Here is a 19,190-nt window from a genome sequence, read left to right as displayed (position 1 = left end):
CCAGCAAACCGATGGTGCCGATCTTCATGAAGGTCGACAGATAGTCGCGCGGGGCCAGCAGTAGCCACACCGGCAGTACCGACGCCACGAAGCCGTAGCCGATCAGCATCCAGGAGATGGTGACCGGGGAGAAGGTGAACCAACCGGCCCAGGTCTCGTTCTCCGAGACCCAGCCGCCCGCGATGATCGCCAGGATCAGCAGGACGAAACCGATGGCCGAGATCTCGCCCACCCGCCCGGGCCGCAGATACCGCAGGTAGACGCCCATGAACAGGGCGATCGGGATCGTCATGGCGATCGAGAAGACGCCCCACGGGCTTTCGCCGAGCGCGTTCACCACCACCAGCGCGAGCACCGCCAGCAGGATCATCATGATCACCAGCACGCCGACGATGGCGGCCGCGCCGCCGATCACGCCGAGCTCGTCCCGGGCCATCTGCCCGAGGCTGCGGCCGCGCCGCTTCATCGACACCCAGAGCACCAGGTAGTCCTGGACCGCCCCGGCGAACACGACGCCCACGATGATCCAGATCGTGCCGGGCAGATATCCCATCTGCGCCGCCAGCACCGGCCCCACCAGCGGCCCGGCGCCCGCGATGGCCGCGAAGTGGTGCCCGAACAGCACCCGCCGGTCCATCGGCATGAAGTCCTTGCCGTTGTCCAGGATCTCGGCCGGCGTCGCGAGGTCGTCGCGGGGCTTGACCACCCTGTATTCGATGAGCCGCGCGTAGAACCGGTAGGCGATGATGTAGGTACAGACGGCGGCGATCACGATCCACACGGCGTTCACGGATTCGCCGCGCGCTATCGCCAGGATCGTCCAGGCGACCGCGCCCAGTACGGCGATCGCCGCGAAGATCGCTTTCTTCGCGGGAGTTATCGGGGACCGGTCGACGACGCCCACGGGTGGTCGGTCGGGGTCGGTTCGCAGATATTCGATGGTCCCCATCGGGCTACTCCTGTACAGCGAGTGAACATGCCGGTCACCTGAACGTAACCGATCGGTACCGGGCGGTCGGACGATTGCGACGAACGGTCGCTGCGGCGCGCCGAACGGAACGGCGTCGCGCCCCGCGCCGGCCGAACGCGATGGCAAGCGTGGCGGGGATCGACGCGGTACTGACGCTGAACGGCCGCGATTTCCGTGCGCTACGACCCTCGGCCGGATACCCGGCCTTTCGGCTTCTGCCCGACGACCTGGAGTAGCGCGAGCCGGCCGCGCCGGTGAACAGAGCAATTCCGGTCGGACGGCAGCCGGGTCCGCGCGTCTACGGTTGGGCGATGCGTGAAACCCCGGAAGAACTCACCGCACTGCAGACCCTGCTGGATACCTCCCTCGCCGGTTCGACCGGCCATCTCCGGTCGATCATCAACTCCGAAAGCACCCTGACCGCCGAGCAGGTGACAGGAGTGCTCACCGGTATGTGCACGCTCGCGCTGTCCACGGTGACCGCCAAGGGCGAGCCGCGGGTGAGCGGGGAGGACGGGCATTTCCTGCACGGCCGGTGGTACTTCGGCACCGCCCGCACTGCAGCCAAGGCCCGCCATCTCGCCGCCCGGCCGGGGGCCAGCGTCGCGCATATGCGCGGGGAGGATCTGGGGGTGTTCACCCACGGCGTCGCGGAGGTTCTGAATCCGCTGGGTGGCGAACCGGATCCGGAGTGGCCGGAACTGCGCGCGTATGTCCAGGACTTCTATGGCGACGATGCCTTCGATTGGGACGCGGAGGTGGTCTACTACCGCCTCAGCCCGCATTGGATGACCGTTTACGCTCCCGATATCGCGAAACTCACCGCGTGATGATCGGGCCCGGACGGTTCGGCGATGCCGGCCGTCCGGGCCGCGGGAGATCAGGAGTGCGGACCGGGTGCGCTCGCGCGCCGGTCGGTGGATCGTGCGATGACCGCCTCGGCCACCTCGTCGAGCGCGGTGCGGATCATCGCGCCGTAGGCGTCGTCGGGCAGCGAATCCAGCCGTTCGCGGGCGGCGGCGAGATGTTCCCCGGCCGCCTCCCACGACCCGAGCCGCCGGAAATTATCGGCCAGGTTCAGATGCAGGGAGGGATAGAAGCCCGCCGCCCGCAGGCTCGCGTGGTAGCGCTGGACCCGTTCGTCGGTGAGTGAGTCCGCGGCGTCGAGTGCCCGGATATCCCAGGTCAGGGCGGTCGCGGGATCTTCGTAGAGATCGGCCAGATAGTGCGCGAGGCTACAGCGGTGCAGCGGATCGCCCGCGACTCCGATTTCGCGCCAGATCTCCAGCAGGCGGTCCCGGGCGGCGGCGATATCGCCGGACCGCCCGAGCGTGACAGCCGCGGTGATCGCGTTCATGGTGGTGTCGGGGGAGAGATCGGTGGAGGTCAACTGGAGGATCCGTTCTGTGTGTCGATCATGGTGGGGTCGGCGGGCATGGCCAGGGTGGTGAGGTCGCCGTTGTCGGCGGACCGCACGACCATCGGGTGGGTCGGCCCGGCGATATCGAGGCGCACATCGGGTCCGATGGCGGTGGCGACGGCCGGGTGCAGGATGGTGAACCCGAAGACGAGTTCGGTGGCCGGTCCGGTGACCGAGGCGGACAGCCGTGTCGGCTCGTCCGAGTTGCCCGACAGGACCAGCGAGTCCGGGGTGAGGGCCAGCTGGACATACCGTGCCCGCTGCTGTTCCAGCGCACCCAGCAGCGCGTGCTTGGACACCACCGCGTGGGTCGGCGCGGCGGGCAGGCCGGCGAGCAGGCCCCGGTGGTCGGGGAACGGTTCGGCGAGCGTCCGGCAACCGCGGGCGGTGCCGTCGGCCGAACGGAAGCGGACGCGATGTTCACCGGCCTCGATATCCACCAGGTGGGCGGCGCGGATCTCCTGCAGCGCGGCACTCAGATCGGACCCGTCGACCGTCGCCGCCCATTCGGCCGAGCCGGCCGGTTCGGGCACCACGGTGCGGGTCGACAGCCGGTAGCGGTCGGTGGCCGTCAGGGTGAGCGACTCGGGCGTGACCTCCAGCCGCACCCCGGCCAGTACCGGTAACTCCGGGTCGGTTCCGGTGGCGGCGAGGATCTGTTCGACCGCCGCGGCCAGCACCGGTCCGCTCACCGACGCCACCCACCAGCCGGAGGGTTCGCCGAGGGCGGCCTTGACGACTTCGGCTGTCCGGCGTGCCCGCTGGGTGCGCCGGAGCAATCCGGATACGTGTTCGTCGATGAGTTCGGCGGCGGTGTGCGGATCGGCGGCGAGGACCCCGGCGATCTCCTCGAGCGGCATATCGATATCGCGTAGGCGGCGGATGGTCACCGCGCGATCGAGTTGCGCGGGCGAGTAGTAGCGGTATCCGGTGCTGTCGTCGACCCCCGCCGGCGCCAGCAGACCGGAGTCGTCGTAGAAGCGCAGCGCGCTGGCGGTGATACCGCACGAGCGGGCGAACGCACCGATGGTGATCAGGTCGGATTCGGGCACTCGCCCATCATCGGGCTTCGAGCAACCTGAAGGTCAAGACCGCCGGGTGCGTGGCTTTCCGATGCGCCGCCGGCGGCTCGGGAGGCGCCGCGGCAGGGGCTCGACACCGGCCGCGGCAACCGCGATCAGCGAACCACGTTCCGGGCCGGATCGGGCGCAACGACGCGGCTCACTGCCCGCGATATGTTCCGAAACTCCAGTAGTTGCCCTCCGGGTCGGCGACGGTGAACCCGCGCGACCCGTAGTCCTCGTCCTTCATACCGCGGATCGTCTCCGCCCCGGCCGCGGTGGCTCGTTCGTACAGGGCATCGGGGTCCGAGCAGACGACGTAGACGGATTCGGTTCCCGGCGTACGGCGTTCCGGCAGCCCGCCGCCCTTGTCCGCGGTTCCGAACATGATGCCGCCGCCCTCGGGCCAGCGCAGTTCGGCGTGTTCGATCACCGACGGATCGTCGTCCCGGGCATACATGGCCGTGAGCTCGAAACCGAACGCCCGGACCAGGAAGTCCGCGGTGCCACGGGCGTCCCGGAACGCCAGGCACGGCCAGACGGTGGGCGCGGGGGTGGTTGTGGTGGTGGATTTCTGTGTGGATGTCATGGTTTCAGCCTGGCTCCGCGGCGGGCTCCTGGTCTTGGACGGATGGAATCTCCTCGGTCAGCCACCGGGTGGGGCTACAACCGGCCAGGCGCGTGAACTCCCGGTTCAGATGTGGCTGGTCGTAGTAACCGCAGGCCGCCGCCACCTGTGCGATGGATACGAACGACGGGGTGTGCACCAGCATCTGTTTGGCCCGCTCGAACCGCGCGACCCGCGCCGCGACCTTCGGGCTCGAACCGAATTCGCCGGTGAACCGTTTCGTGAGGTACTGACGGCTCCACCCGATCCGCTCCGCCAGCGCCTCCACTCCGATCGTCCCGTGCGATCCCGCCACGGCCCGCCACGCCCAGGTCAGCTCCGGCCCCACCGCGCGCTCGGGCACCAGCATCCGGGTGAGTACCCGGTCGCAGACCGCGAATCGCTCCGGCCAGCCGGATGTCTCCTGCAATTGCTCCCACAGGCGCCGCCCCGGTGACCCGACCAGATCGGCGAACTCGATCGAGGTACTCCACAGTTCCGCCGCGGGCAGCCCGAACAGAGTCCGGCTGCCGAGCGGAGTCAGTTCGATGGCGACGCCCTCTTGCGTGCCGTTGTGGGCGATCATCGCCGGAGTGTCCTGCAAGCCGCTCAGCACACAGCGGTAGTCCTCCGGGGCCTGGCGGGCATCGGTCTGGGTGATCACGTCGATCGAGGGTCCGATGGCGGCGATGAATGTCATATGCCGCGACGGCAGCCCGCGGTGCAGGCCCGCCTCGTAACCGGTCAGGCGGTAGCCCACGTACCGGTCTATGTAGGCGGCCAGTGCGGACGCCGGGCGGGCCGTCACCATCTGGGAGATCGGCTCCATGACGCCACGCTACGCCGTCGAGGGGTTGTCGGCTCGCGCTCTTTTTCTCCGCCTCGGGCGGCGTTGTGGTGCGGGTACGGGAACTCGCGAGATCGCCCGCATATTGACATGATGAGAGAGAAATGTTTCATTACTCTCAGCCGGGTTCCGGTGTAGGAACCCGTTCGGAGGGGATGGCCGGATGAAGACTTCGCCACAGCGCTCGCAGCGGCCCGATCACGCCTCCCTGCTGCAGAGATACCTCCCTGACCGCCGCTTCCTGCTCACCTTGCCCCGTGCGGTCACCCTCCAGATCCTGCACCCCGCCATCGCGGCCTCGTTCACCGAGCACGTCCACACCGGCCTGTGGGCGCATAAACAGCGCACCGTCGACCGCATGATCACCCTGGCCTGCAACGGCCACCCCGACCCCACCCGAGTGATCCGCTACGCCCACGAGCACGTCAAGGGCCGCGACCACACCGGTGCCCGCTACCACGCCCTCACCCCCGAGCTGTTCCACTTCCAGCACGCCACCTACGTCGACACTCTCGTCACCGCGATCGACACCTACGTCCGCCCGCTCACCCCCGACGCCCGTGAGCGCCTCTACCAGGAATGTTGCGACTGGTACCGCGGCTACGGCATCTCCACCCGCCCCCTGCCCGGCAGCTGGCCCGAGTTCACCGAATACTTCTCCGACGCCCTCGCCACCCGGCTCGTTCGCACCGAGGCCGCGGACCGCCTGGTCGGCCAGTCCCTGAACCCGCCCTGGTGGGCGCTCGGCATCGTCCCCGGTTTCGCCGTCCGCGCGGTCCAGCACGAACGCGCGGCCGAACTCTTCGAGATCACCGAGCAACCCGGCGACCGCCTGAAGTTCACCGTCTTCGCCGCGGGCCTGCGCGCGAGCGCCCGCACCCACGGCCCGGCCGACCGCCGCCCGGCCCGCTCACCCGCGTAGACTCCAGTCCTCGTGAGTCTCACCCTCGGAATCGTCGGCCTGCCCAACGTCGGAAAATCGACGCTGTTCAACGCGCTGACCCGCAACGACGTGCTCGCCGCGAACTACCCCTTCGCGACCATCGAGCCCAACGTCGGCGTGGTTCCGCTGCCCGACCCCCGCCTGGACAAGCTCGCCGAGATCTTCGAATCCGCCCGCGTCGTCCCCGCCACGGTCTCTTTCGTCGATATCGCCGGCATCGTGAAAGGCGCCTCCGAGGGTGCGGGACTGGGCAACAAATTCCTCGCCAACATCCGCGAAGCCGACGCCATCTGCCAGGTCGTCCGCGTTTTCGCCGACGACGACGTGGTGCATGTGGACGGTGAGGTGAACCCCGCTTCCGATATCGAGGTCATCGAAACCGAACTCATCCTCGCCGACCTGCAGACCCTCGAGAAGGCGGTCGTCCGCCTCGAGAAGGAAGCCAAGGTCAAGAAGGATCGCAAACCCTACGCCGACGCCGCCAAGCAGGCACAGGAGATCCTCAACGGCGGCCGGACTCTGTTCCATGCCGCCAAGGAGATCGACGGCGAACTGCTCAGGGAACTGTCGCTGCTCACCACCAAGCCGTTCCTTTATGTGTTCAACGCCGACGAGTCGGTACTCAGCGACGAAGCCAAGGTCGCCGAGCTGAAAGCCTCCGTCGCCCCCGCCGACGCGGTATTCCTCGACGCGAAGGTCGAATCCGAACTCCTCGAACTCGACGAGGAGTCGGCTCTGGAACTCCTCGAATCCATCGGCCAGACCGAACCCGGCCTGCACGCCCTCGCCCGCGCCGGCTTCCACACCCTCGGCCTCCAGACCTACCTCACCGCCGGCCCGAAAGAAGCCCGGGCGTGGACGATCCACCAGGGCGACACCGCGCCGAAGGCGGCGGGGGTCATCCACACCGACTTCGAACGTGGCTTCATCAAGGCCGAAATCGTCGGTTTCGACGATCTGGTCGAAGCGGGATCGATGGCCGCCGCCAAGGCGGCGGGCAAGGTCCGCATGGAAGGCAAGGACTACGTCATGACCGACGGCGACGTGGTCGAGTTCCGCTTCAACGTGTGAAGAAATAGCTGATCAGGGATTTGCGAGTACACCCCTCGCAGGGCGACCTGCGCTCGCGTTCGCCTCTGACGTGTTTGAGTGCGGCGACCCACCTAACGATTTCGACGGTGGCAGAGCCGCTGGTTTGGGGTCACCTACAATCTGTAGCTGTCTCACTGGTCGGATTCGAGAACGACTGAGCGGACGCCCCGGCGCCTGTAAAGGTGTGTTCGTGGTCACTGGTGGTCTCCGGGCGACCGGATGCCGTATTAGGACTCAAGGTGCGCCTGTCCGATGAGCGGTCAGGTTCTCGGACCGGCAGTGACGACTCTGTGTGGGTTGATCGGGGTGCACGCGCGTCGTGTCGAATAAATGTGGGAAGTGCCCGCATTTCACGAGTGCGGGTGCGCGATTGAGTGCCCGAGCTCGATTAGGCTTCGCCGGTAACGCCTGCTCGCTGCAATGCAGGGCCGATCGCTCGCGCTCCGGGGCGTATCACCGCCGCTCCCGAGGTTGGTTGCTTGCTTACGGTTCAACGCGAAGAGGGACAGCCGATGGCGCCGGGGGACCGTGTCAGCGTCGATCCCCACTGCGCATGCGCTCGGACTTCAGGGTGACTTGGGGGTGAAAAGGTCGGCGCACACGTCCCACACCTCGGCCACCTTCTCGGGGAACGTATTTGCCCACGTACTGAGGAACGCGCGCTGCACGAGTGACTCGGAGAGGAAATCCAAGTCCTCTCCGACCTGTGCGAAGATCACGTGAATGTCGCGGTTCGTGCGGCGACGCTCCTCGATCGCCGCCCGCACAAGCGACTGCATTGGCGTGTCGAGTTGGAGTGCAAGGGTGAGCTTGCCCAGCAGGTTGCCGATTGTGTCAAGGTTGTTTGAAATATCCTCGAACACCGCTGCTTCGGGATGACCGTCCCCGGGGCCATAGGCGATGTCTGCAGTGGCTGGTGCAGGGGTCTCGCTGGCATCCTCCGGAGTGGTGAGAGGCTCGGCTGCGTAGCCGACTTCATTGCGTTTGTCGCCGTCGAGCAGCGCAATTGCGGGGAAACTGCGCGTCGGGTTCTCGTTATGGAATCGTGTGTGGTCTCGAGCGGATGACGCACCGCCAAGCGCGTGGATCGCGATCCCGGCGAGTTCGTAGTTCTTGGCCTGGCAGTATGCCCGGAGCGTGACCTCGGCGAACATGGCGGCGAATTCATCCTCGGTGAATACGCCCAACTGCGCCTGTACCTGACCTGTCAGCGTGCGGAGCGCGGCGACGTCGAGCTTGCCCTGAGTTACCCGTCCGCGGTACGCCGACCACACGGCTTCGGTCGGCAAGGACGCGAGCGCCTCGTTGGAGTGAGTTGTGAAGATGACCTGGCACGACTTCCGTCGAGCGACGTCGATCAGGTACTCGACGAGGCGGCGAGTCGCCACCGGGTGCAACCCGTTCTCGATTTCTTCGATCAACAACAGCGAGTCATTCGGTGCTTCCTCGACACGGCTGACGATGCGGATAATACTGGCCTCGCCCGCACCGAAGTGGAACTCGCTGTAACTGTCGTCGTTGCCGGTGATGCCGCGTACGGCGTAGATAGAGTTTTTGCCCTCGACGTCCGCATCCACCCGGAGGTAGTTGGCGGCGGCTTTGCCGAGGATGTTCTCCACTGCGTCCACGACTTCCTTCGAGAACGCCACCTCGCGAGCGCCTGCGAAGTCGCCCTTGATGAATCGGGAGGTATCATTCCGTTCGCTAGCGGGCAGGGTCCTGCTAATGCCTGAGATGACCACCACGCGCTTCACGGCGTCGCGGTTCCACTTTGCCTTCAGGTAGCTTGCCGTGCGGCTGACCGACGGCGATCCCGGGCGGTCCCTGTCAATCAGCTCGTACTCGATCTTCCATCCGCGCATGGAACCGTCGTACGTGCCACTCTTGGCGAAAAACCGCCGGGGCGGGACGGAGTCGTAGATCAGCCCAGCCGCACCGAGGATGGTTGTCTTGCCTGCTCCGTTTGGGCCGATGAGCGCGGTGACTGGGAAGTCAAAGCGGACCTCGACATCCGCGAATCCGCGAAGCTTCACAAGTCGCATCCCCATCAGGTACTTCGTATACCCACGCTTGCGTACTCGGTCCGACAAGGCCGTGATCGTGCTGTCGCGAATCTCTGACTTCAAGATGTCCCCCTAAGGTTCACTTGTGCGGCTAACCATGACGGACTTTCTCATATGCATCCGACAACACACGGTAGTGACCGTGCCCCATCGGGGCGTACAAGGTGAGCCCGTTCGCAGAGTTGGTGGCCTGCGCTACAACCGATGCGCAGGTCGCGCAGCCGATCGGTCGTCGGTCATGGTTACCGACTGATTACCACAAGTCGTTAGCCGGCTGCGGAACTGGGTCGAGTTCCGCTTCAACGTGTAGTCACGTCCCGGTCCGACGTGTGACCTGATATCGCCGGGTAGCTTTCGGGCCCTGTCGTGGCGTGTGCGCTGCATCGGGATCCTGCTGCGCGAGGTGGATATTCGATCCCTGCGGTTTCGGTCGAATTCGGAACGGATCGTCTCGATTTCGTTCACCGGCATGTCGCGCCGCCCTGCTTGACTGGGAACGTGAGCACTGCTGATCCCGACCTTGCGCGTCGTGAGCGCGAGCCGCGCGGCTCCTCGAAGGTCCGTGTCATCTCGGCGACCGTGAACTCCACCTGCGCCGACCCGCAGGGATCGAGGCGGCTGGTGCGGCGCTTGCCCGAGGTCGCTGTGGTCGAGCGCGCATCACAGACGCGGGGCCGATGATGTCCATCGGAACGACGATCGGTGTGATCGCGGGCGCGTTCGTCGTGTTCGTGCTGTTGCCCGCGATGGGCGTCGGGCTCGCGATCATGTACCGCAACGGGCACTCCCGCCCGTCCGACTTCGAAACGGCGCCGGTCGGCGTCGGCTTTCTCCGGTGCCTGTCGTCGCGGCTGGTGGACACCGACAGCACACGCTCCATCCATGTCGGACTCGATGTCTTGGACGTACACGGCACCCTCCGCGCCGCCGTTCACAAGGAGTGGATGGGCCCACGCGAGCACGGTGACTACGTGGCTTTGCCGGTCGGCACGATGATGCCGGTGCGCTGGCGTGCGGACGGTTCGGCGATCGTCAGCCCGCGGGACCTCGGTGAGGCCCGGAGAATCTGGCGAGAGGAACAACGGCGGGCGGAACTCGTCTCGCCCGCGCAGGCGGCGGCGCTCGATCACGGGACCCCGGCGCGGGCGACCGTCGAGCGGATCGTCGAGACCGATGCCCGATGGCATGAGGTGCTGGTGGGTTTCGACGTCCACCTCACGGTGTTCCTCTCGGACGGCGCGGGCGGCACGGACGGCGCGGGCGGCGCGGGCGGCACGGGCGGCGCGGGCGGCACGGACGGCGCAGGCGGCTCCGGCGGTGCCGAGTACGCCGCTGTCAGCCGCGTATTCGCCCCGCGCGAGGCGGGGTTCGCGCGGTTGCGGGCAGGGGAGCGGATCGATGTAAGGATCTCGGCCGAGGACCGTGGAGTGCTCGTGATCGTGAATCCGCCGGTGTCGGCGTTCTGGACCCCCGAATACGGGAAGATTGCGTTATGACGAGGCCCGCGCTGCGACCGGGTCTTCGGTGCCGGGCCGGATAGTCGACGCCCGGGTCGACCTCGAGGAGCTGCCATGCCACGTCACACCACGACCGAGCCCGGCGCCGACGCCGTTGATGACATGTTTCCGGTGCTGTCGACCCAGGACCGCCGCGCTTCCCGGATGACCCAGCTCCAACCCGGCCGTCCGGTGGGACGATTCACGGGCGGGCTGTGGGCGCGCACGTTGCTCGCGGCGGCGCTGTGGGCACTGGTGGCCGGCGTGCGGTGTGCCGCCTACCTCGAACTCGCCCCCACGACGATCGGGTCCCCATGGGCCTTCGCGCTCGTGCTGATCATTTTCTATGTCGCGGTGAGTTCGACGCTCGGGCTCGGTGAACGGATACGGGCCGAGTTCGGTCAGGTCCGGCTGCCGGGGCTGTTGGCGAGCACGGTCGTCTGGGGCGCCCTTTCCCTCACCGCCCTCGCGTGGGCCGCCGCCGATTTCGCGATCGAACCCGAGCCGGCGTTCGACCTGCGCAATATCGCCACCGCAACCTCGCTGCCACGCGAGCTACTCGCGGTGGCCGCCACTGTGGCGGGTCTGTGGGCGGTCTTCGCGGCCATCCGGCTCGCGCACGCTTTCGGGCATGCGCGGTCGCGCCAGGCGATGATCGAGCGGCTCCGGCGTACCGGCGCGCGGCACGCCGGGGTGCTCGCGGAACGTGACCACCGACGTTCGTGGCTCTTCGGCAAGCCGGAGTTCGAAATCCGGGTCGCCTACGACGACGGGAGTCGGAAGCATCTGGTGCCGGCGTTCATGCGCACGATGTCGACGCAGGTGCCGGTTGTGGGCTCCGCGGTCGTGGTCTTCAGCGACGAAGCAGGCGGAATCCATGTCGACCTGGATCGTTCGTCGGAGGTCGAGTACGAGGCCGACCATCGCCGGTTCGAGCCCTCGGACGGGTAAGCCATCGAGCGGGCCAGAGCCCTCACGGGCGAGCGATCGAACCGGGCAGTTCTCGACCTCGCGTTACGTCGGCTCATTGCCTCCAAGCAGAAAGGAGCGATGATCCGCGGTATCGCAGGGCTGGCCGAGCTCGAGAACGAACTCGGCGCGCCGGTGGTCCCCTCGGGCGAGTCCGGATCCAGGTGACAGACTATCTGGTCGACAAATCGGTCTGGGCGAGACTGGCTACCGGAGACCCGAATATCACTGCGCGGCTGCGACCCGCGCGGTGATTGTCACCCGCGGGCGCGCCGGCCGTCGTGGGCCTCGGTGACGATCTGCGCGATGCGATCTGCCCGCGTGGCGTCTCGTGCGGCGCTGACGATCCACCACAGCATCTGCTTGCGGGCGCTGGGCGGGAACCCGTCCCAGTTGGCGCGAGAGGGTGGGTCGCGGTCGAGGGCTGCTGCCAGTTCAGGGGGTTCTGCGAGGTCTTCCACCTGATCGGCGATGGTCCACCAGCCGTTGGACTTCGCCGCCTCGATGGCGCGGCGGCCCGCGTCGGTCATGAGACCCCGGTCCGTCATATCCGCCGCGCGCCTGCGGTTGAGCCGGGTCCACGCGCTCTTGGCGCGGCGGGGGGTGAACAGTTGCAGGCCGCGCTCGTCGTCGAGGATCGTGGTGGTGGAGTCGATCCATCCGAAGCAGATGGCCTCCTCGACGGCCTCCGGGTATGGGCAGCGGGGCCGTCCGGTGCCGGTGCGCCAGGAGCACAGCCACACGCCGCGAGTGGATGGGTGGTTGTGCTCGAGCCAGGTCCGCCACTGTGCTCGGGTCTCGGCGTGGAAGATCGGGTAGTCGAACTTCCAGGTCGCGGCGTGGTCGGAAGCCGACCGCGGCGATTCCGGCGAGAGGGCGGGTCCGTTGTGCATACCGCCACTCTGCCGCACTTTCAGGACAGATTCTGTCCGCAATACGGTATGGCTGATGATGACATTTCATTGATGGAATCGACATCCTGACTCAGGGCCGAGGAGGGATCGCCGAACCCGGTACTGCCGGCTGAGCGATACAGTGTCGCACCGGGATTCACGGGTTCGCCGCCGCGGCTTCGAACGCTTGCTGGAGCTGTTCTGACGCGCGGGGGCGTTCGGGGGCGGGGTGGGGGATGCCCAGGTGTTGTTCGCGGAGTTCGTCCATGAGGTCGTCGACGAGGCCGGGGGAGTCGGCCAGGATGCGGGCCCGCACGGTCAATGGCGGGGAGGTGGGCCGGTGGTGCATGCCCCAGGTGCCGAGCGCGACCATCACCGGAACCGTCTGGATGCCTGCCTCGGTGAGCGAGTAGGTGGCCCGTTGACCGCGCGTCGCGTCGTCACGAGAGAGCAGGCCCGCTTCGGTCAGGTTGCGAAGGCGGCCGGCGAGAATGTTCGACGCGATGCCTTCATCGTTGCGGCTCAGGAGTTCGCGGAAGTGCCGGCGGCCGCCGAAGACGATATCGCGGAGCACGATGAGGCTCCAGGCGTCGCCCAGCACCTCGACCGCCGCATTGATCGCGCATCCCGATCGGGGCTGTTCTCGCGCCATCCGACCTCCAAAGTGATTGCGGTTGGAAACCACTTTACCTACTATCTGAGTGATTGCACTTTGCAACTACCCTGATTGGAGCGATGATGCCCCGTACGCGAGTCCACAACCTGTTCGTCTCCTCGGACGGTTACGCGGCAGGCGATCATGTGACGTTCGACGCGCCGATCGGCGCGGCGCAGGCGCTCTTCGGCAAGTTCGACGGACGCGTGATCCACGGCGTTCACGGAATCGACGACCCGGTGACCGTGGACCGCGCTCTGTTCAGCATGTGGGGTCAGGGGATCGGGGCGGAGATCATGGGCCGTCGCAAGTTCGGCCCGCAGGAGGGGGAGTGGCCGGACGACGGCTGGCAGGGGTGGTGGGGAGAGGCGCCGCCTTTCCTCACCCCGGTCTTCGTCCTGACGCATTACCCGCGGGAAACCATCGAGTTCGACAACGGCACCAGTTTCCACTTCGTGGATGCCTCGCCGCAGGACGCACTCCGGCGGGCGCAGGACGCGGCCGGCGGGCTGGACGTGCGGATCGGTGGCGGGCCGACCACCGTGAACGCGTTCCTCCGAGCTGATCTCATCGATTTTCTGCACATCGCGATCGTTCCGATCGTGCTCGGTGCCGGAGTCCGGATCTGGGATGATCTCGCCGGCCTGGAGGGGCGGTTCACCGTGGAGTCCATCAGCACGTCGAGCGGTCTGACGCATCAGCTGTGGAACAGGAAACGCGAAGCGTGAAAGGCGTGCCGGACGTTCAGCGAGAGCGTTCGGCGTAGGGGTGGAGGCCGAACCCGAATCCGATTGCCGTGGGCCAGTTTCGGCGGATATCTTGCTTCAGATGTCCGGAAGTGCCGAGCTCCGGCCACCGATTTCGTGGATGAGAACAGCACCGCACCCGATATAGCCGGGCTCGATGCCGGGCTCGAAGCCCGCGGCGATGAGGAGATCCGTGTGAGGTGCAGGGCGACGCGATTGGTGGCTGCGCTGGTTTCGATGGCGGCGCTGTGCTCGATTATCGGATGTGCGGGCGTGGAAACCGCGCGGGCGGAAACGGTTTCGCTGGTCGCTCCGGATTCGCTCGGTGGGCGCGAGAAGATCGTCAGGCCGCCGAATGAAGTGGACCGCGACGGCGAGGCCGCGGAATTGGCACGTCTCTGGAGAGCTGTGCCGACCGTCGGCAATATCGTCATGGGTCTGTATCGGCAGGGGGAATGGCCCAGTGGTCTCATCATGATGGCGGGCACCGCCCGTATCGAGGGCGATCTCGAGACCACACTGGACGCGCTCATCCGCGACACTCCCACCAATTTGCGCGGGCCGGGCGGGGTGCTGACACCGCCGACCCTGGAGTCGGTGAATCCGGTGGCCGTAGACCAGGGCCCGTTGGGCGGGATCGCCAAATGTGCCGGTCAGAGACGTGTGAATGATCCGCACGGCTACAACTATCCGGTCGCGGTGTGCGCCTGGGCGGATCGGCGCTCGGTGGGGACGGTGATCTGGCCGACGGCGTCGGTGGAGGTCGCTCGCGGTGAGTTCGCCGCGATGCGCGGTGAGATCGAACTGGTCGAATGACGTGCTGCCGGATTTCCTGGCCGCCCGCAAAGAGGCCTCTACTCGACATCGCGGGTTTCCGGCCGGTCAGGCAGTGCCGGGCGAGATTTCGCCGAGTTGTCCACGGAACTGTTTACTGAGCCGATCACGGGCCGTTGTCATACCAGATCCGCACAACGGGGCTTCATGCCTACTGCAGATTCCTGCAGACGGAAACCGGCGCCACCCCGGCCCACGTCGAGATCGGCTGTATCCCGGGGCCGGGTGGTCGGGGGCTCGTAGAGCTCGATGCCTTCGTCGTCCCTGTGCGATGAGTGCGACGAGACGACGGCAGCGCCGTTGGTTCACACGGATCGCGGGCCCTGCCGGGTGCGTATTCTCACGGTCGTGAGCGACTCCTCGGTACGACCCACGACACGTTCGGTCGACGAGTTCATCCGCGCGAACGACCCCGACGGTTCTCTCGCTCGGATCGATTCCGTGCTGGTCGAGGCGCTGCCGCGAGCGGAGCGGCAGATGTGGGAGGGGGTGTTCTGGGGTGGCACGCAGCAATCCATTATCGGGTTCGGCGATATCGAGCAACCCCGGCCCAGAGGCCGGGCTGTCCGATGGTTCCTGATCGGCCTCGCCCGGCAGGCCGCGTACGTGAGCCTCTATGTCAATGCTGTCGAGGATGGTCGGTATCTGTCGCAGCTCTACGGTGCCCGGATGGGCGCGACCCGAGTGGGTTCGGCCAGTCTGTCTGTACGCCGAGCCGATATGGGGGTGCTGCGCGAGATGGCGTTGCACGCGGCGCGGCTCGCGCCGGGGACCTGAGGCCGAGCCGCGCCGCGCGCATCGAGATCGGTGCGCGGCCCCACTACGCCTGGATGACCTCGACGCGGGTCAGCGCGCCGGGTCCATCGCAACTCGCCCAGGACTGGTTCTGCCCGTACTGCACCGGGCCGTACTTCCAGTAGGTGAACGGGACGGGCCACGCGACGCAGGTGAGTTTCACCTGATGCCAGGTCGGCAGTTCGCACATGGCCATGCCGCCCGTGTTGAAGATGTTGTAGACGTGGCAGTTGGCCTGCCACACCGGAACATCGGCCTGGGCAACGCCGCCGCCGGCGAGGACGGCGGTAGCGGTGGCGGTGGCTACAGCGGCGCCCGCGGCGATTCGCTTCACGGAAAGCATGTGGAACCTCCTGAATTGATGTTGTCTGGATCACATCGCTCAGTTAGCGGGCTTGTTACTCGAACCGCGGTTGTCGATGATGTCGATTCGGATTCGGGCGGCGGATCTCAGTGGATCCGGAACCGGTCGCGGTATTCGGTGGGCGTCACGCCGAGAGCGCGGCGAAATGCCCGGCTCAGCGTGTCCACGGTGCCGAAGCCGCATGCCGCGGCGATCCGCGCCAGGGTGTCGTCGCTGGTTTCCAGCCGGTTGCGGGCGATCTCGACCCGGGCCGATTCGATATAGGCGGCCGGGGTGGTGCCGAGTTCCTGTTTGAAGATCCGGGTGAGCTGGCGCTCTCCGACGTGGATATGGGCGGCGAGGTCGGCCACTGTCAGGGTCTGCGTGGCGTGCTCGGCGATGTAGTGCCGTAGCTCGTCGACGCGGCGGGTCGTCGAGATCGTTTCCAGGGGGACGCTGAACTGGCTCTGCCCGCTGGGGCGTTTGAGGTACATCACGAGCTGGCGGGCCACCCGCAGCGCGTACTCGTGCCCGAAATCTTCGGCGACCAGGGCGAGGGTCAGGTCGAGGCACGCCGTCAGACCCGCTCCCGTCCAGATATCGCCGTCCCGGATGAAGATCGGGTCGGCGTCGACGGTGATGCCCGGATACTCCGCGGCGAGCTGGGCCGCGGTGGACCAGTGGGTCGTCGCCCGCCTGCCGTCGAGGAGCCCGGCCGCGGCCAGGACATGCGCGCCCACGCACACCGACGCGACTCGCCGTGTGTTCCCGGCCAGCTTCCGCACCCACCCGGTGACGGCCGGATCGACCAGTGCCGTGACGCGGCGGTCCGCGCCGGTCTCGACGGCGCCGGGCACGACGAGGGTGTCGATCGCACGGTCGGTGACCTCGGCGAAGGTCGTATCGGGCAGGATCCGCACCCCGGCGGAGGTGGTTACCGCATCCATGGTCTCGGCGGCGAGGACGACCTCGTAGCCGGTCGGCTCGTCCAGTTCGCGCTGCAGGAGGGCGAAGACTTCCGGCGGTCCGGTGACGTCGAGTAGATCGATCCGGTCGAACAGGACGACCACGACGAGCCTTCTGCGCACGATCGTCGTCTCCTTCTCGATGTCGGAATTTGCAGGCTACCCGACATTGCCGACATGCGCGCCGCGCTCCTAGCGTTGAGGGCGCCCGGCGATCGGCCGGGTAGAGCGCCACTTCTCCGAAGGACTCCGCATATGACGACGACCACGCTGCGCCGGCTCAACGGCCTCGACGACACCCCCGCCGTCCTCGCCGACGCGACCCTCGTCCTGGTCGACTACCAGAACACCTACACCCGCGGCGTGATGGAACTCGACGGCTGGGAGCCCGCCCTGGCCGCGGCGGCCGACCTGCTGGCCCGGGCGCGTGCGGCCGGGGCCACGGTTGTGCACATCGTCCACGACGGCGGGGCGGGCAGTCCCTACGACCTCGACGCCGAAATCGGGCAGATCCACCCGAGTGTGGCCGCGCGCGAGGGCGAGACGGTGGTGGTCAAGACCGCACCGAACGCCTACGTCGGCACGGACCTCGCCCGCCTGGTCGACGAGGCCGGTAAGGCGGATGTCGTCATCGCCGGGTTCATGACGCATATGTGTGTCCAGTTCACCGCCGAGGGAGCTTTCCTGCGCGGCACGAAGCCCACCGTGGTAGCCGATGCCTGCGCGACCCGGCCGCTGCGGAGCGTGGTCTCCGGGGTGTCGGCCGAGCAACTGCACCACGCGGCGCTGGCGACGATCGCCGACCTCTACGGGGTGGTCGTGCGGACCGCCGCCGAACTGGGCTGATGGTGCGACGGTCGGGGACGGCGGGTGTCCCCAGGGTGTTCGTCGAGCGAGTCGGCGCGGAAAGTTTCGAATCGACCACGGGTCGCGCGGCGTGGGGATCCGAATAGTGCCAGGATCGGGTTATGTCGATGGATGCTGTTGACCTGGTCGCGAAGCTGTCGTTGTTCTCCGAGCACTGGTCGCCGAAGGTTGTCGCTCGGGTCAACGACTACGAGATCAAGGTCGTCAAACTCGAGGGTGAGTTCGTGTGGCACAAACACGATGAAACGGACGAACTCTTCTTCGTCATCGAAGGCGAACTGACCATTCAGATGCGTGACGGTGACGTCCGACTGCGGCCGGGCCAGTTGTTCGTGGTGCCGAGAGGTGTCGAGCACTGCCCTGTGGCCGACGGCGAAGTGCACGCGATGCTCATCGAGCCCGCCGGCGTCGTGAACACCGGCGATGCGGGTGGCGCGCTGACCGCGGAATACGACGACTCGCTGGCCTGACAACAGGATGCCGACCTGGTGCCGGGGCCCACAAAGGTAACGGGGCGCCGCCGGCACGGAGTCGGTGGCGAATTCCGCGCTCCCGCCGGCTATCCGGGAATCCGGAGGTCCGTCCAATCGCCGATATCGCACTGACCGCTCGCGCCGTCGCCCACCGCGACGACGGTGCCATCGGCGCGCAGGCCGAGCGTATGGGCAGCACCCGCCGCGACCGTGACGATGTCGTACCAGTCGCCCACCTCGCATTGCCCGTGACCGTTGTCGCCGGTCGCTCGCACCCGGCCGTCCGCGAGCACCGCGACGGTGTGATGGCTGCCCGCCGCCACGGAGACGACCCCGGTCCAGTCCTCGATATCGCACGCCCCCGAGCCGCGCTGCCCGGTAGCGGTGAGGGTTCCGTCGGATCGCAGGCCCACCGTGTGCAGATATCCCGCCGAGATGCCCACCAGTTCCCGCCACCCGTCGACCTCGCACTGCCCGAATCGATTGTTGCCGGTCGAGACGGCGCCACCATCGGCCCGGACCCCGGCCGAATGCCAGTCACCGCACGCCACGGCGACGATCTCGCGCCAATCCCCGGTCTCGCATTGCGATTCGTTGTTCCGGCCCGCGGTCACGACCGCACCGTCCGCGCACAGCCCGAGAGAGAATCGCCAGCCGGCGGCGACGGCGACGATCCGCCGCCACCCGTCGACCTCGCACTGTCCGTCGCGGTTCCACCCCGTGGCCGAAACGGCTCCATCCGAACGCAATCCGAGAGTGTGGGACTTCCCGGTATTGCGGGCGGCGTGCACGTTCCCGGCGGCCACCGCGACGATATCGCGCCACGCCGAAACGTCGCATTCACCGGCGGACCCGTCTCCCGTGGCGACAACGCTTCCATCCGAACGGCAACCGACCGAATGCCGCCTGCCTGCGGCCAATACGGCCGAATCTTCCGGCATCGATGGATTACCTCCGCTCGGGGGTGGCGGCGCGCATACGCGACTGCGCTGGGAAGCGCGGCTCGCTGCCGCTACGCATAACTTTCCGGTCCGGACTCACGGTTCATCCTGAAGGTCGACTGACCCAGTTTGAGGTTGCCCCAGTTCCCCGGACGGTTTGGGTGTGGTGGCTACGCCGCCGGTTCGGCGGCGGTGTGAGCCAGTTCGTAC

At 67.2% G+C, this 19,190-nt stretch carries 21 protein-coding genes; 10 read left to right on the top strand and 11 right to left on the bottom strand.

What is annotated here, in order from left to right:
• On the bottom strand, positions 1 to 949 hold a 949-nt coding region (locus tag ACWDU1_RS13435; protein WP_449998375.1), incomplete at its 3' end, for a carbon starvation CstA family protein.
• Positions 950 to 1,281: 332 nt separating this feature from the next.
• Here ACWDU1_RS13435 and ACWDU1_RS13430 point away from each other — a divergent pair.
• A complete protein-coding gene (locus ACWDU1_RS13430; RefSeq protein WP_449998373.1) occupies positions 1,282 to 1,800 on the top strand; it encodes a pyridoxamine 5'-phosphate oxidase family protein in 519 nt (172 codons plus the stop codon).
• 50 nt (positions 1,801 to 1,850) lie between these two features.
• On the opposite strand, the gene ACWDU1_RS13425 is transcribed toward ACWDU1_RS13430, so the two are convergent.
• The 4 genes from ACWDU1_RS13425 to ACWDU1_RS13410 form a co-directional block, all read right to left on the bottom strand.
• On the bottom strand, positions 1,851 to 2,327 hold the full coding sequence (locus tag ACWDU1_RS13425) for a hypothetical protein (protein WP_449998377.1): 477 nt from the start codon (positions 2,325 to 2,327) through the stop codon (positions 1,851 to 1,853).
• Between the two features lie 29 nt (positions 2,328 to 2,356).
• Complete coding sequence (locus ACWDU1_RS13420; RefSeq protein ID WP_449998372.1) at positions 2,357 to 3,442, bottom strand: DNA polymerase III subunit beta family protein; 1,086 nt, start codon at positions 3,440 to 3,442, stop codon at positions 2,357 to 2,359.
• Between the two features lie 169 nt (positions 3,443 to 3,611).
• Positions 3,612 to 4,040: a VOC family protein gene (locus ACWDU1_RS13415; RefSeq protein WP_449998371.1), complete on the bottom strand. Its 429-nt coding sequence runs from the start codon at positions 4,038 to 4,040 to the stop codon at positions 3,612 to 3,614.
• A gap of 4 nt (positions 4,041 to 4,044) precedes the next feature.
• On the bottom strand, positions 4,045 to 4,887 hold the full coding sequence (locus tag ACWDU1_RS13410) for a helix-turn-helix domain-containing protein (RefSeq protein WP_449998369.1): 843 nt from the start codon (positions 4,885 to 4,887) through the stop codon (positions 4,045 to 4,047).
• 181 nt (positions 4,888 to 5,068) lie between these two features.
• Here ACWDU1_RS13410 and ACWDU1_RS13405 point away from each other — a divergent pair, with 181 nt between their 5' ends.
• Together ACWDU1_RS13405 and ychF are read left to right on the top strand one after the other, a co-directional pair.
• Entirely contained in the window at positions 5,069 to 5,827 is a 759-nt protein-coding gene (locus ACWDU1_RS13405; RefSeq protein WP_449998368.1) for an oxygenase MpaB family protein, read from the top strand.
• Positions 5,828 to 5,839: 12 nt separating this feature from the next.
• Entirely contained in the window at positions 5,840 to 6,919 is a 1,080-nt protein-coding gene (gene ychF / locus ACWDU1_RS13400) for a redox-regulated ATPase YchF (RefSeq protein ID WP_449998366.1), read from the top strand.
• Positions 6,920 to 7,506: 587 nt separating this feature from the next.
• Here ychF and ACWDU1_RS13395 read toward each other — a convergent pair.
• Positions 7,507 to 9,066, bottom strand: coding sequence for an ATP-dependent nuclease (locus tag ACWDU1_RS13395; RefSeq protein WP_449998364.1), 1,560 nt, complete (start codon positions 9,064 to 9,066; stop codon positions 7,507 to 7,509).
• A gap of 614 nt (positions 9,067 to 9,680) precedes the next feature.
• Here ACWDU1_RS13395 and ACWDU1_RS13390 point away from each other — a divergent pair.
• Positions 9,681 to 10,499: a hypothetical protein gene (locus ACWDU1_RS13390; RefSeq protein ID WP_449998363.1), complete on the top strand. Its 819-nt coding sequence runs from the start codon at positions 9,681 to 9,683 to the stop codon at positions 10,497 to 10,499.
• 75 nt (positions 10,500 to 10,574) lie between these two features.
• A complete protein-coding gene (locus ACWDU1_RS13385) occupies positions 10,575 to 11,450 on the top strand; it encodes a hypothetical protein (RefSeq protein WP_449998361.1) in 876 nt (291 codons plus the stop codon).
• Positions 11,451 to 11,725: 275 nt separating this feature from the next.
• Here ACWDU1_RS13385 and ACWDU1_RS13380 read toward each other — a convergent pair whose 3' ends face one another.
• Positions 11,726 to 12,361 carry a YdeI/OmpD-associated family protein gene (locus ACWDU1_RS13380; RefSeq protein ID WP_449998360.1) on the bottom strand — a complete coding sequence of 212 codons (636 nt, stop codon included), beginning with the start codon at positions 12,359 to 12,361 and terminating at the stop codon, positions 11,726 to 11,728.
• Positions 12,362 to 12,518: 157 nt separating this feature from the next.
• Positions 12,519 to 13,013, bottom strand: a complete 495-nt coding sequence (locus ACWDU1_RS13375) for a winged helix-turn-helix transcriptional regulator (protein ID WP_449998358.1) — start codon at positions 13,011 to 13,013, stop codon at positions 12,519 to 12,521.
• A gap of 86 nt (positions 13,014 to 13,099) precedes the next feature.
• On the opposite strand from ACWDU1_RS13375, the gene ACWDU1_RS13370 reads away from it, so the two are divergent.
• The 3 genes from ACWDU1_RS13370 to ACWDU1_RS13360 all read left to right on the top strand — a co-directional run bounded on the left by ACWDU1_RS13370 (position 13,100) and on the right by ACWDU1_RS13360 (position 15,373).
• Entirely contained in the window at positions 13,100 to 13,744 is a 645-nt protein-coding gene (locus ACWDU1_RS13370) for a dihydrofolate reductase family protein (RefSeq protein WP_449998356.1), read from the top strand.
• Positions 13,745 to 13,957: 213 nt separating this feature from the next.
• A complete protein-coding gene (locus ACWDU1_RS13365; RefSeq protein ID WP_449998354.1) occupies positions 13,958 to 14,578 on the top strand; it encodes a hypothetical protein in 621 nt (206 codons plus the stop codon).
• A 366-nt stretch (positions 14,579 to 14,944) separates the two neighbouring features.
• A complete protein-coding gene (locus tag ACWDU1_RS13360; protein WP_449998353.1) occupies positions 14,945 to 15,373 on the top strand; it encodes a hypothetical protein in 429 nt (142 codons plus the stop codon).
• Positions 15,374 to 15,416: 43 nt separating this feature from the next.
• Here ACWDU1_RS13360 and ACWDU1_RS13355 read toward each other — a convergent pair whose 3' ends face one another.
• Together ACWDU1_RS13355 and ACWDU1_RS13350 are read right to left on the bottom strand one after the other, a co-directional pair.
• Positions 15,417 to 15,734 (bottom strand): hypothetical protein, encoded by a 318-nt coding sequence (locus tag ACWDU1_RS13355; RefSeq protein ID WP_449998351.1) that lies wholly within the window; start codon positions 15,732 to 15,734, stop codon positions 15,417 to 15,419.
• Positions 15,735 to 15,841: 107 nt separating this feature from the next.
• The gene (locus ACWDU1_RS13350) at positions 15,842 to 16,822 is read right to left on the bottom strand and encodes a GlxA family transcriptional regulator (protein WP_449998349.1); all 981 of its coding nucleotides are present in this window, start codon (positions 16,820 to 16,822) and stop codon (positions 15,842 to 15,844) included.
• A gap of 132 nt (positions 16,823 to 16,954) precedes the next feature.
• On the opposite strand from ACWDU1_RS13350, the gene ACWDU1_RS13345 reads away from it, so the two are divergent.
• Entirely contained in the window at positions 16,955 to 17,545 is a 591-nt protein-coding gene (locus ACWDU1_RS13345) for an isochorismatase family protein (protein ID WP_449998347.1), read from the top strand.
• A 122-nt stretch (positions 17,546 to 17,667) separates the two neighbouring features.
• Entirely contained in the window at positions 17,668 to 18,036 is a 369-nt protein-coding gene (locus ACWDU1_RS13340; protein WP_449998345.1) for a cupin domain-containing protein, read from the top strand.
• Positions 18,037 to 18,125: 89 nt separating this feature from the next.
• Here ACWDU1_RS13340 and ACWDU1_RS13335 read toward each other — a convergent pair whose 3' ends face one another.
• Positions 18,126 to 18,980 (bottom strand): RCC1 domain-containing protein, encoded by an 855-nt coding sequence (locus tag ACWDU1_RS13335; protein WP_449998344.1) that lies wholly within the window; start codon positions 18,978 to 18,980, stop codon positions 18,126 to 18,128.
• Positions 18,981 to 19,190 lie beyond the last annotated feature (210 nt).

Source organism: Nocardia sp. NPDC003345 (genome assembly GCF_053589395.1).
This window is presented reverse-complemented; position numbering and strand designations above follow the sequence as displayed.